Raw genomic sequence first — 11,679 nt, 5'->3', positions numbered from 1 at the left:
CCCCCCCCCCCCCCCCCCCCCCCCCCCCCCCCCCCCCCCCCCCCCCCCCCCCCCCCCCCCCCCCCCCCCCCCCCCCCCCCCCCCCCCCCCCCCCCCCCCCCCCCCCCCGCTGTGCCGTCTGTCGGCCTACCGGCTTCCAGTGGCCGGGAGCGCGCGCTGGGTCGGCGTGGCGTGGCTCACCTACCGTCTGCCCGGGACCATCAGCGTCGCGCCAGGAGGAGACATGGGCAGCACGCCGACGAGCACCGGCCAGGCGGCGGCGAGCCGCGCGGCGGGCTCGGTCGCCCCGCTGTGCTGGATCGCCGTCCTGCTCGACGGCTTCGACCTGGTGGTGGTGGGCACCGTGGTGCCGACCCTCCAGTCGCCGGAGGAGTGGGCGCTGTCCGGCGCCGGGACGACGTTCGTCATCACCATCGGCCTCGTCGGCATGATGATCGGCGCGCTGACGGTCGGGACCCTGACCGACCTCGTGGGCCGGCGCAAGGCGCTGATCGGGGCGGTCGCGGCGTTCTCGCTGCTCACGCTCGCGTGCGCCTTCGCGCCCAACGAGTTCGTGTTCGGCGTGCTGCGCTTCCTCGCCGGGATCGGCCTCGGCGGCTGCCTCCCCACGGCGATCGCCATGGTCAACGAGTTCAGCCGCTCCGGCCGCAGCGGTCGGGCGACGACGACGATCATGACGGGCTACCACGTCGGAGCCGTGACGACGGCCGCGCTGGCGATCGTGGTGATCCCGAGCCTCGGGTGGCGCTGGATGTTCGTGATCGGCGCGCTGCCCGCGGTGGTCCTGATCCCGCTCATGCTGCGCCACCTGCCCGAGTCGGCGTCCTACCTCGTCTCCCACGGACGGCGGGCCGAGGCCGAGGAGGTCGCGCGGCGGTACGGCCTGGAGCTGGAGACCCCGGCTGCGCCGGTCGCCGAGCACGCGGGGGAGGCCGGTGCGGCGGGTGCCGCCGCCACCGTCCGGACGCTGTTCACCGCGGTCTACGTGCGCAACACCGTCGTCATCGGCATCACGTCGTTCATGGGTCTGCTGCTCGTCTACGGCCTGAACAACTGGCTGCCCACGATCATGCGGGAGGCCGAGTACGAGCTCGGTGCCGCGCTGGCCTTCCTCCTCGTGCTCAACGTCGGCGCCATCGTCGGACTGCTCGTCGCGGGAGCCGTCGCAGACCGGATCGGCGCCCGGGCCGCGGGCGTGGTGTGGTTCACCGGGGCCGCGCTCTTCCTGGCGCTGCTGTCGATCAGGCTCCCGATCGTCGGCATCTACGCCATGGTGTTCCTGACCGGGTGCTTCGTCTTCAGCGCCCAGGTGCTGGTCTACGCGTTCGTCAGCGCCAACCACCCGCCGCAGGTCCGCGCGACGGCGCTGGGCTGGTCCGCCGGCGCGGGCCGGGTCGGGGCCATCGTGGGGCCGACCATCACCGGCGCCCTGTTCGCCACCGGTAACGCCTTCCCCGGGGGTTTCCACCTCTTCGCCGTCGTCGGGCTGCTCGGGGCCGTCGCGTTCAGCCTGGCCCGTCGCCGGGACGACGTCGTCGGCTGAGCCCGGCCGGCTCAGTCCCGGTGGCGCTTGCGGTCCTGCTCGGCCAGGAACCGCTCGAACTCCGCCCCGAGCTCCTCGCCGCTGGGCACCTCGCCGACCTCGCCGAGCAGGTCGCTGCCCTCCCGGGCGGCGGTGAACTGGTCGAACTGCTGCTCCAGCGCCGCGACGACGGCGGTGTTCTCCGGCGACCGCGCGATCTGCTCGTCGACCTCCGTGCGGTGCGCCTCGGCGGCCTCCCGCAGCTCCTCGGTCGGCAGGTGCAGCCCGGTCAGCCGCGACAGGTGTTCCAGCAGCGTCAGCGAGGCCGCCGGGAAGGTCGCCTGGGCGAGGTAGTGCGGCACGTGCGCGGCCACCCCGTACGCGTCGACGCCGGCCTCGCCCATCCGCAGCTCCAGCAGCGCGGGGACGCTGCCGGGGATCCGCATCTCGCCCCAGTACACCGGGTACTCCGCGATCAGCGCCCGCCGCGTCGCGTGCGCGGTGACGGTCACCGGCCGGGTGTGCGGCACCGGCATCGGGATCGCCTGCAGCGACACCACGGAGGTGACGCCCAGCCGCTCGACCAGCCAGCCGACCGCGACCACGAAGCGCTCCCAGGCGAAGTCCGGCTCCGCGCCGTGCAGCAGCAGGAACGGCTCACCGGCGTCGTCCTCCAGCGCGTACAGCAGCAGCTCCGGCGCGGCGAAGGACTCGTAGCGGTCGCCGTGGAAGGTCATCCGCGGCCGGTGTGCGCGGTAGTCGACCAGGCGGTCGACGTCGAACCGGGCGACGACCTGGTGCGGCAACGCGCGGAGCAGGTGCGCACCGGCCAGCGCGCTGGCCGAGGCCGCGTCGAACTCGCCGGCGAGGTCGTGCACCAGCACCAGCCCGCGGCGGTCCCCGGCCCCGCTCACCTCGGCCTCACGGGCCAGGAACGGCCCCGCCTCGGGGAGCAGCTCGACGAGCTCCTCCGGTCGCTGCGCCACGGTGGTGCCTCCTGTCGATCACGGTCTCCTCCGGATCAGCTCCGGGGGTGCGGCCGGCATTCCCGGGTCCCCCGGGAGGGTCAGGCCCGCGGTGGGGCGGGGTCCTCGCCACCGGCCGGGGTGGCTCCCGAACCGCCGTCCGCGGCACCGCCGGCCGGGGTCGCGACCCGTTCCCGGACGACCGTGGCCCCCGTCTCGTCGCCGGTGACCTGCACCCGGGTGCCGTCGTCGGCGACCTCCGGCGTCCGGCCGTCGAGCTCGTCGCGGATGTAGCGGTAGACGACGGCGATCAGCGCGGCCACGGGGACGCCCAGGAAGGTGCCGAGGATGCCGTACAGGCTGCCGCCGGCGGTGACGGCCAGGATGACCACGGCCGCGTGCAGGTTGAGCCCGCGCCCCTGCAGGATCGGCTGCAGCACGTTGCCCTCGACCTGCTGCACCACCAGCACGATGACCAGGACGATCAACGCGGTCTGCCAGCCGTTGCTGACCAGGGCGATGAGCACCGCGAACGCGCCGGCGACGAACGCACCGATGATGGGGATGAACGCGCCGAAGAAGGTCAGGACCGCCAGCGGCAGCACCAGTGGGACGTCGAGGATCCACAGGCCCAGGCCGATGAAGAGCGCGTCGATGAAGCCGACCAGGGCCTGCTGCCGGATGAACTCCGACAGCGTGGTCCACGTCTTGTAGGACAGCGCGGCCACGTGCGGGGCCACCCTGGGGCCCGTCTGGGCGGCCAGCCAGGGCAGCCAGCGCGGGCCGTCCTTGATGAAGAAGAACGCCAGCACCAGGGCGAGCACGAGGTTGAGCAGGCCGCTGCCGACGGCCGAGACGCCGGTCAGCGCGTAGCCGGCGATGTTCTGCGCGTTGCCCTGGATGCTGTTGATGACCTGGTCGACCGCCTGGCCGATCTGGTCCTCGCCGAGGTTCAGCGGCGGGCCGGTCACCCACTGCTGCACGTCCTGCAGTCCGGCGGTGGCCGCGTCGGCCAGTTCGTCGGTCTGGTCGGCGACCTGCGGGACGATCCAGGAGAACAAGCCCACGACGACCGCGAGGAAGCCCAGCAGCACCACCAGCGCGGCCAGCGCCGGCGGCAAGCGGAACCGGCGCAGCACCCGGGTGGGCGGCCACAGCACGGTGGCGAAGAGCAGACCGAGGATGACCGGCAGCAGGACCGGCCACAGCTTGCCGAGGACCCAGCCGACCACCACCACCCCGGCCGCGATGAGCAGCAGCTGCGCCGAGGCGATGGCGACCGCCCGGACGCCCTTCTGCAGCCGGGGCCCCCGCTCGCTGCTCGGGGCGGGGCTCGCGGTCATCGCGGCGGTGGGCACCGCGGCGAAGTTCGGCGTCCGGGCCGTCGCCGTCGGCTCCTCCCCGGAGCCGGGGGCGGACGCCGCGTCCGGGCGGCCGGACAGTCGGGACCTCATGCGGTCGATCACAGCAGGCCACTACCCCGGGGAGGGCCGGGACGATCATGACGTGGCCGTCGTACCGTCCGGGCCATGCCGAGAACCGCCACCGCCGACCGGGTCGACCGTGCCGCCCTCGAGGACTTCCTCCGCCCGCGCCACAAGGCGGTGCTCCTCACCCGCCGCAGCGGCGGGGGCGTGCAGCTGTCCCCGGTCACCTGCGGCCTGGACCAGGAGGGGCGGGTCGTGGTCTCCACGTACCCGCAGCGCGCCAAGGCGGCCAACGCGCGGCGCGACCCGGCCGTCTCGCTGTGCGTGCTGTCCGAGGACTTCGACGGCCCGTGGGTGCAGGTCGACGGCCGCGCCGAGGTGCTCGACCTGCCCGAGGCGCTGGAGCCGCTGGTCGACTACTACCGCGCCATCAGCGGCGAGCACCCGGACTGGGACGAGTACCGGGCGGCGATGACCCGGCAGGGCAAGTCGCTGCTGCGCGTCACGATCGAGCGGTGGGGGCCGATCGCCACCGGCGGCTTCCCGCCGGAGGTGGTCGACAAGCTCTGAGGCTTGCCCGGGGCCGGGCGAGCCCGCAGGCTGGCGCAGTGCCCTACGTGCTGACCGTCGACCAGCAGGCCGGCAGCCGCGGCCCGGACCGGGTGGCCGGTGTGCTGCGCCGGCTGGCGGACGGCGTCCCGACGGTGCTGCCCTTCGAACGGACGGCCGGGGACGAGGTCCAGGGGGTGCTGGCCGACCCCGCTGCCGTCGTGGACGTCGTCCTGCGCCTGGTGCGCGCGGGCGGCTGGAGGATCGGCGTCGGGGCGGGGTCCGTGCAGATGCCGCTGCCCGAGGGCACCCGCGCCGGCGCGGGGCCCGCGTACCTGTGGGCCCGCCGGGCGGTCGACGCGGCCGGGCAGCGCAGCGTCCGGCTGGCCGTGCGTGGCGCCGTCCCGGCCGACGCCGCCGACGCCCAGGCGGTGCTGAGCGCGCTGGCCGTCGTCGTCCAGCGGCGCAGCCCGCAGGCGTGGGAGGCGGTGGACCTGGTCGGGGCCGGGCGCACCCAGGCCGGCGCCGCCACCGCCCTCGGCGTCTCGCGGCAGGCGGTGGGGCAGCGGCTGGCCGCGGGGCTGTGGGAGCTGGAGCGCGAGCTGCGCCCGACCGCCGCGCGGCTGCTCGCCCGGGCGGCTGGCTGAGCGCCGCCGTCCAGGCCCCGCACCGCTGGGACCGCCGCCGCGCGCGGTGATCACCGCCGGGGAAGGATGGGCGCACCAGCCGCACCTGCGTCCCCGGGAGAGCCCGTGTCCGAGCCGACCGCACCAGGCGGGATCCGCCACGCCGACCTGCTCGGCGTCTACACGAACGACCACCTCGCCTCGGCCACCGGCGGCATCGAGCTCGTCAGCCGCATGCTCGGCCGCTGGCGCGGCACCCCCCACGAGCCGCGGCTGGAGCAGCTGCTCGACGAGCTGCGGGAGGAGCGGTCGGCCCTGCGCGGCACCATGGCGGCCCTCGGGCTGCCCGTGCGCGAGTACAAGCAGGCCGCGGTCTGGCTCGGCGAGAAGCTGTCCCGCGCCAAGCTCAACGGCCACCTGCTGACCCGGTCGCCGCTGTCGGACCTGGTCGAGTTCGAGTTCATAGCCACCGCGGTGCTGGCCAAGCGGGCCGGCTTCGAGACGCTGCGCGCCGCCGCCGAGGCCGACCCCCGCATCGACAAGGCGCTGTTCGAGCGGCTCATCGACCAGGCCGACCGGCAGCACCACTGGCTGGCCGACGTGCGCCGCGAGGTCGCCGCCGGCGTCTTCGGCGGCCACCCCGGCCCCGCCGACGCCGCCGCGGACACCTGAGCGGGCGGCGCCGTGTCCCCCCGGGTACAACCGGCGGCATGTGCCACGACCCCGACAGCCGCCCGCCCGCACCGCCGAGGAGCGGGGACGTCGCCGAGCGCGGCACGCTGACGCTGACCTCCACCGACGGCACCGAGGTCGCCGCCGCGTACGCCGCGCCGGCCGGCGAGGCCCGGGCCGGCGTGGTCGTGCTGCCCGACATCCGCGGGCTGCACCCGTACTACGTGGCACTGGCCGAGCGGTTCGCGCAGGCCGGGCTGCCGGCGCTGGCCGTGGACTGGTTCGGGCGGACGGCGGAGCTGCCCGGGACCGGCGCCCGGGGGCAGGACTTCGACTGGCGGACCCACATCCCGCGGGTCACCGCGTCCGGCGTGGACGCCGACGTCACCGCGGCGGTGGCCTACCTGCGCGAGCGCACCCGCCCGGACCTCCCGGTGGTTCCCGTGGGCTTCTGCTTCGGCGGCAGCCACGCGTGGCGGCTTGCCGGCAGCGACCTGGACCTGGCCGCCTGCGTCGGCTTCTACGGCAGGCCCGAGCTGACCGGCGAGGCGCCCGCCGTCCGCCCGACGCTCATGGTGATCGCCGGCGCCGACGCCGCCACCCCCGTCGAGGACCAGCTGGCACTGGCCGGGCGGCTGCGCGCCGGCGGTGCGCAGGTGGAGACGGCCGTCTACGACGGGGCGCCGCACTCCTTCTTCGACCGCGCCCACGGCGACTGGGCCGAGGCCTGCGCCGACGTCTGGCGCCGCGTGCTCGCCCTCACCGACCGGGTGGCCGCCGGCGGGCGGTCGCAGCGACCCGGCCGGCGGACCGAGCTCCTACCCTCGACGCCGTGAGCGAGCAGCAGGGGAGCGGCCCCATCGACCCGGGGGTCGTCGAGCTGGCGGCGCGGGTGTTCGACCTCGCGCGCGGCGGGGCGACGGAGCAGCTGGCCGCCTACGTCGACGCCGGGGTGCCGGCGAACCTGACCAACGACAAGGGCGACACGCTGCTCATCCTGGCCGCCTACCACGGCCACCCGGACACCGTCGCCGCGCTGCTGGACCGCGGCGCCGACGCCGGCCGGGTGAACGACCGCGGGCAGACGGCGCTGGCCGCGGCGGTCTTCAAGCAGTCGGCGGAGACGGTGCGCGCGCTGCTGGCGGCCGGGGCCGACCCGGACGCCGGCGGCCCGACCGCCCGGGAGACCGCGGCGTTCTTCGACCTGCCGACGATGACCGCGCTGCTGGACGGTGCGCGTCCCTGAGCCGGCCGGTCGGGCGTGCCAGGTTGACGGCCCGGGCGGCGCGGCGATCCGCGGAGGAGGGCACATGGTCGGGATCCACCCGGGGCCTCCCGGCACCGGCTGCTCCGGCGCGCCCGCCGGCGTCGAGGGCTGCGGCGACCGACGGTGACCACACAGCGGGGTGTCCCGGGGACCGACGTCCCGCAGGCCAACGGGGCCACCGGCGTGCCGCCTGCCGCGGCCGCCGAGGCGCAGAGCGCCGCGCTCGAGGCGCGGGCCGCGGCAGAGGCCGCCGCGGTACCCCGGACCGAGGCGGACCTGCTGCCCGAGGACGCGCTCGGGCCGCCGACCGGCGGCATGCCGCGCTGGATGGTGCTGCTCATCGGCGCCGCCACAGCGACGATCGCGATCGCCGGGGTCCGCTCGATCGCCTGGCTGGTCGGCCCGTTGCTGCTCGCCCTCGTCGTGGTCATCGCCCTCGCGCCGGTGCAGCGCTTCCTGCAGCGGCACGGCTGGCCGCGCTGGGCGAGCGCCAGCGTCCTGCTGCTGCTCGTGTGGGCCGTCCTGCTGGGCTTCGTCGGGCTGCTGGTGGTGTCGATCGCCCAGTTCGCCGCCCTGCTGCCGAACTACGCCGGGGAGGCCGAGGCGCTCGTCGCCTCGGTGGTCGCCGACCTCAACGACCGGGGCATCGTCTCCGGCCAGCTCTCCGACCTCGTCGCCCGGTTCGACTACAGCCAGCTGGTCGGCGTGGCCACCGGCGTGCTGTCGCGGGCCACGGACACCGCCTCGACCCTGGTGCTGCTGCTGGCGGCCCTGGTCTTCCTCTCCATCGAGTCCGGCGGGTTCGGCCGGCGGCTGGCGCTCGTCGCCGCCGAGCGCCCGCACCTGCCGATCGCGCTGGGCCTGTTCGCCCGCGGCACCCGCAGCTACCTGTGGGTGAGCACGGTGTTCGGCGGGATCGTGGCGGTCGGCGACACGGTGGCGCTGATGGTCATCGGCATCCCGCTGCCGGTGGTGTGGGGGCTGCTGTCCTTCATCACCAACTACGTGCCCAACATCGGGTTCGTCCTGGGCCTGGTGCCGCCGGCGATCCTGGCCCTGCTCGACGGCGGCTGGACCGACTTCTGGATCGTCGTCGCGGTCTACGCACTGCTCAACTTCGTCGTCCAGACGCTCATCCAGCCCCGGTTCGTAGGCGACTCGGTGGGGCTGTCGATGACGGTCACCTTCGTCGCGCTGCTCTTCTGGGGCTGGGTGCTCGGCGCGCTCGGCGCGCTGCTGGCCATCCCGCTCACCCTGCTGCTCAAGGCGCTGCTCGTGGACGTCGACCCCCGCGGCCACTGGCTCGACGCGATGCTGCGCGAGGAACCGAGAGCCCCTCGGACCAGCCGCGCCCGCCAGCGCGCGCACGCCCGCCGCGCGGCGCTGGCCTCGGTCCGCGCGCTGCACGTCCCGCGGCCGCACCGACGCCCCCCGGAAGGCTGAAACCGCAGGTCAGCACGGAATGTCGGACCCCTGGAGGACGTTGTCCCCATGTCGGGCACCCCGCCCGGCGTGACGTCTGGAGGACGCCATGAAGGGCGACCGTGTCGAGGTCGTGATCGACGCCGGCGGGAGCACCCGCACCTACGAGATCGAGGCCACCCGCGCCGGGCGGCGGGTGGACGTGCGCCACGGCCGCGGGCTGGTCGAGGTCACCGAGACCACCCGGGGCGGGACCGCCGTCCGCACCGCCCGGTTCATGGCCGGCCGGGTCCTGGCGCTGGTGGAGCACCCGGCGCCCCGCCCCGTGGCGGACGACGACGCCGACGTGACGCCGCTGCGCCAGACCGCCTGAGGAAGGACCCCGTGCCCCCCACCATGGGAGGACCCCGTCCTCCTCACCGCTCGCAGGCTCGCGGTGAGCCTCTGGACGGGGCCGGCGCGGGACCCTGCACGGGGGCGGGGCCGGCCCAGGAGCTGGTGGTCATGGCCGGTCTGCAGGGCAGCGGCAAGTCGACCTGGGTGCGCGGGCACCTGGCCGCGACGCACGCGGTCGTCAGCAAGGACCACTGGCCCCACGCCCGGCGCCGCGAGGCCCGGCAGCAGCGGGTGGTCGCCGAGCTGCTGGCCCGGGGGAGCAGCGTCGTCGTCGACAACACCAACCCGACGCCCGGGGACCGGGCCGCCCTGGTCGCGGCGGCCCGGGCGGCCGGCGTCGGCGTCCGCGCGGTCTGGCTGGACACCCCGGTGCCGGTCTGCGCCGCGCGCAACGACGCCCGGGAGGGCCGGGCCCGGGTGCCGCCGGCCGGGCTGTACGGGACGGCGGCGCGCTTCGTGCCCCCGTCGGCGGCCGAGGGCTTCGACCGCGTGGACGTCGTCGCCGGCTGACAGCCTCGGGAGCATCGCAGCCAGCGCCGGCGAGCGGGCAGCGGACCGGGGCGCGGAAGCCGGCTGAGGTAGTGCCGGCTGAGGGAGCGACCGCGTCCGGCACGCCGAGGGCCGACCAGGGGGCACCGGTGCGGTAGACACGTCCGGCGTCCGCCCGTCCCGCATCCCCCGGAGGTCCCTCGTGCTGGCCAGCATCGGTTACGCCGTCGCCTACACCGGGGTCGGCATCGTGCTGCTGACCCTCGGCTTCGTGGTGCTCGACCTGCTCACCCCCGGCCGCCTCGGCCGGCACATCCACGAGGACCGGTCGGTCAACGCCGGGATCGTGCTCGCCGCCGGGTTCCTCGCCCAGGGGCTGGTCATCTTCGCGGCCATCTGGACCAACGCCACCAGCGGCTTCGGGACGGCGCTGCTCTACACCGTCGTCTTCGGCGTGCTAGGCGTGGTGCTGCAGGCGGTCGCGTTCGTGGTGCTCGACGTCCTCACCCCCGGCAAGCTCGGCCGGCACGTGACCGAGGTGGCCTTCCACCCGGCGAGCCTGGTCCTCGCCGCGGTCCAGCTGGCCGTTTCCGGGATCGTCGTCGCCAGCATCTGGCCGTGACCCGCGTCGTCCCCCGATCCGCGGCTACCCGCCGGTAGCCTCCCGGAGCCGGTCCGTACCGTGTGATCCAGCGCACCGGACGGCGCAGAATCGGAGAGGGACGAACAGATGAGCGAGTCGAACAGCACCGGGGCCCGCGTGGCGATCGTCACCGGAGCCGCACGGGGCATCGGTGCGGCCGTCGCCAAGCGGCTGGCGCAGGACGGGTTCGCCGTGGGCGTGCTCGACCTGGACGAGGCCGCGGGCAAGGAGACGGTGCAGGTCATCGAGGCCGCCGGCGGCCGCGCGGTGGCGCTCGGCGCCGACGTCAGCGACGCCGAGCAGGTCGAGGCCGCGGTGGCCCGCGTGGTCGCCGAGCTGGGCGCCCCGACGGTGCTCGTCAACAACGCCGGCGTCATCCGCGACAACATGCTGTTCAAGATGACCGAGGCCGACTGGGACACGGTCATGAACGTGCACCTGCGGGGCGCCTTCCTCATGACCCGCGCGGTGCAGAAGCACATGATCGAGGCCTGCTGGGGTCGGATCGTCAACCTCTCCAGCACCTCGGCGCTGGGCAACCGGGGCCAGGCCAACTACGCGACGGCGAAGGCGGGTCTGCAGGGCTTCACCAAGACCCTGGCGATCGAGCTGGGCAAGTTCGGCGTCACCGCCAACGCGATCGCACCCGGCTTCATCCAGACCGAGATGACCCGGGCGACCGCCGACCGGATGGGCGTGGCGTTCGAGGACTTCATCGCCTACGCCGCCAAGGAGATCCCGGTGCAGCGGGTCGGCCAGCCCGAGGACATCGCGCACCTGGCCTCGTTCTTCGTGAGCGAGGGCGCCGGCTTCGTGTCCGGCCAGGTCGTCTACGCCGCCGGCGGCCCGAAGGCCTGAGAGAGGACCCCCCTGCCCCCCACCATCGCAGGCTCGCGGCGGGGCCCTGCAGGGGGGCCGCGCGACGGGGCCCGGCCGGGAGTGCTCCCGGCCGGGCCCTGTCGCGTTCCCGGGGCGGGCATGGCGGTGCGTGCGCCGGTGTTGCACAGGACGTGATGCGCACGCCCCTCCGACTCGCCCTGCTCGGTGACTCCCTCGCGTACGGCTCCGGCGCCGCCGGTCCGGGTGACGCCCTCGGCCCGCGGCTGGCCGCGGCGCTGACCGACGCCGGGTACGACGTCGAGCTGACCGTGCTGGCCGTGCCCGGGGCGGTGTCGCGCGACCTCGCCGCGCAGGTCCGGCGGGCCGCACCGCTGGACGTGGACCTCGCCGTGGTCGTCGTCGGCGCCAACGACCTGGCCCGGCTGGTGCCGCCGGCGCAGGCGGCCGCCGCCCTGGCCGGCGCGCTGGCCGGGCTGCGGGCGGCCGGCACCGACGTGGTCGTCGTCCCGGCGCCGGACATGTCGTCGGTGCCGTGGGTGCCGCCGGCGCTGCGGCCGCTGGTGCAGACCGCCTCGGCGACCCTGCAGCGCGAGCAGGCCGCCGTCGCCCGCGCCCACGGCTCCATGGTCGCGGCCGTCTCCGACGCCGTCTCCGTCGCGTTCGGCACCGACCCGGCGCTGTTCTCCGCCGACCGCTTCCACCCGTCGTCGGCCGGCTACGCGCACATCGCCCAGGCGCTCGTCCCGCACGTGGTGGCCGCCGCCCACGCCCGCCGGGACGCTGCCGCCGCCTGATCCGCGACGGCGCCGAGCCGAGTTGATCACGGGGTCGTCGCCTGGTGACACGCCGTCGCGGGCGTGT

14 protein-coding genes are annotated in these 11,679 nt (G+C 75.6%); 12 read left to right on the top strand and 2 right to left on the bottom strand.

Annotated features, from left to right (window positions below):
- Positions 1-223: 223 nt before the first annotated feature.
- Positions 224-1,543: an MFS transporter gene (locus tag ACI78Z_RS05345; RefSeq protein ID WP_457035490.1), complete on the top strand. Its 1,320-nt coding sequence runs from the start codon at positions 224-226 to the stop codon at positions 1,541-1,543.
- Positions 1,544-1,554: 11 nt separating this feature from the next.
- On the opposite strand, the gene ACI78Z_RS05340 is transcribed toward ACI78Z_RS05345, so the two are convergent.
- Both ACI78Z_RS05340 and ACI78Z_RS05335 read right to left on the bottom strand, forming a co-directional pair.
- The gene (locus ACI78Z_RS05340; protein ID WP_457035489.1) at positions 1,555-2,508 is read right to left on the bottom strand and encodes a proteasome assembly chaperone family protein; all 954 of its coding nucleotides are present in this window, start codon (positions 2,506-2,508) and stop codon (positions 1,555-1,557) included.
- 80 nt (positions 2,509-2,588) lie between these two features.
- On the bottom strand, positions 2,589-3,941 hold the full coding sequence (locus ACI78Z_RS05335; RefSeq protein WP_457035488.1) for an AI-2E family transporter: 1,353 nt from the start codon (positions 3,939-3,941) through the stop codon (positions 2,589-2,591).
- A gap of 75 nt (positions 3,942-4,016) precedes the next feature.
- Between ACI78Z_RS05335 and ACI78Z_RS05330 the strand changes: the two genes are divergently transcribed.
- The 11 genes from ACI78Z_RS05330 (at position 4,017) to ACI78Z_RS05280 (ending at position 11,612) form a co-directional block, all read left to right on the top strand.
- Complete coding sequence (locus tag ACI78Z_RS05330) at positions 4,017-4,484, top strand: PPOX class F420-dependent oxidoreductase (protein WP_457035487.1); 468 nt, start codon at positions 4,017-4,019, stop codon at positions 4,482-4,484.
- 38 nt (positions 4,485-4,522) lie between these two features.
- Positions 4,523-5,110 carry a hypothetical protein gene (locus ACI78Z_RS05325; RefSeq protein ID WP_457035486.1) on the top strand — a complete coding sequence of 196 codons (588 nt, stop codon included), beginning with the start codon at positions 4,523-4,525 and terminating at the stop codon, positions 5,108-5,110.
- 105 nt (positions 5,111-5,215) lie between these two features.
- A complete protein-coding gene (locus tag ACI78Z_RS05320) occupies positions 5,216-5,761 on the top strand; it encodes a hypothetical protein (protein WP_457035485.1) in 546 nt (181 codons plus the stop codon).
- A gap of 38 nt (positions 5,762-5,799) precedes the next feature.
- Positions 5,800-6,597 (top strand): dienelactone hydrolase family protein, encoded by a 798-nt coding sequence (locus ACI78Z_RS05315; protein WP_457035484.1) that lies wholly within the window; start codon positions 5,800-5,802, stop codon positions 6,595-6,597.
- The gene (locus ACI78Z_RS05310) at positions 6,594-7,007 is read left to right on the top strand and encodes an ankyrin repeat domain-containing protein (RefSeq protein ID WP_457035483.1); all 414 of its coding nucleotides are present in this window, start codon (positions 6,594-6,596) and stop codon (positions 7,005-7,007) included. The genes ACI78Z_RS05315 and ACI78Z_RS05310 overlap by 4 nt, the downstream gene beginning before the upstream one ends.
- Positions 7,008-7,151: 144 nt before the next feature.
- Entirely contained in the window at positions 7,152-8,471 is a 1,320-nt protein-coding gene (locus tag ACI78Z_RS05305; protein ID WP_457035482.1) for an AI-2E family transporter, read from the top strand.
- 88 nt (positions 8,472-8,559) lie between these two features.
- Positions 8,560-8,823, top strand: a complete 264-nt coding sequence (locus ACI78Z_RS05300; RefSeq protein ID WP_457035481.1) for a hypothetical protein — start codon at positions 8,560-8,562, stop codon at positions 8,821-8,823.
- 131 nt (positions 8,824-8,954) lie between these two features.
- Positions 8,955-9,356, top strand: coding sequence for an AAA family ATPase (locus tag ACI78Z_RS05295; RefSeq protein WP_457035480.1), 402 nt, complete (start codon positions 8,955-8,957; stop codon positions 9,354-9,356).
- Between the two features lie 181 nt (positions 9,357-9,537).
- Positions 9,538-9,957, top strand: coding sequence for a DUF350 domain-containing protein (locus tag ACI78Z_RS05290; protein ID WP_457035479.1), 420 nt, complete (start codon positions 9,538-9,540; stop codon positions 9,955-9,957).
- Positions 9,958-10,065: 108 nt separating this feature from the next.
- Positions 10,066-10,836, top strand: a complete 771-nt coding sequence (fabG, locus tag ACI78Z_RS05285; RefSeq protein ID WP_457035478.1) for a 3-oxoacyl-ACP reductase FabG — start codon at positions 10,066-10,068, stop codon at positions 10,834-10,836.
- A gap of 155 nt (positions 10,837-10,991) precedes the next feature.
- Positions 10,992-11,612, top strand: a complete 621-nt coding sequence (locus ACI78Z_RS05280; protein ID WP_457035477.1) for a GDSL-type esterase/lipase family protein — start codon at positions 10,992-10,994, stop codon at positions 11,610-11,612.
- Positions 11,613-11,679: the final 67 nt, after the last annotated feature.

The sequence above is a fragment of the Geodermatophilus sp. SYSU D01176 genome, from assembly GCF_054050015.1.
Note: the sequence above shows the minus strand (reverse complement) of the source record. Positions and strands in the feature narration are given on the sequence as shown.

Excerpts from the sequence above, each read along its gene's own strand:
- ACI78Z_RS05280 (WP_457035477.1), top strand. The coding sequence starts at position 10,992 with ATGCGCACGCCCCTCCGACTCGCCCTGCTCGGTGACTCCCTCGCGTAC.
- fabG (WP_457035478.1), top strand. The coding sequence starts at position 10,066 with ATGAGCGAGTCGAACAGCACCGGGGCCCGCGTGGCGATCGTCACCGGA.
- ACI78Z_RS05330 (WP_457035487.1), top strand. The coding sequence starts at position 4,017 with ATGCCGAGAACCGCCACCGCCGACCGGGTCGACCGTGCCGCCCTCGAG.
- ACI78Z_RS05300 (WP_457035481.1), top strand. The coding sequence starts at position 8,560 with ATGAAGGGCGACCGTGTCGAGGTCGTGATCGACGCCGGCGGGAGCACC.
- ACI78Z_RS05335 (WP_457035488.1), bottom strand. The coding sequence starts at position 3,941 with ATGAGGTCCCGACTGTCCGGCCGCCCGGACGCGGCGTCCGCCCCCGGC.
- ACI78Z_RS05315 (WP_457035484.1), top strand. The coding sequence starts at position 5,800 with ATGTGCCACGACCCCGACAGCCGCCCGCCCGCACCGCCGAGGAGCGGG.
- ACI78Z_RS05345 (WP_457035490.1), top strand. The coding sequence starts at position 224 with ATGGGCAGCACGCCGACGAGCACCGGCCAGGCGGCGGCGAGCCGCGCG.
- ACI78Z_RS05295 (WP_457035480.1), top strand. The coding sequence starts at position 8,955 with ATGGCCGGTCTGCAGGGCAGCGGCAAGTCGACCTGGGTGCGCGGGCAC.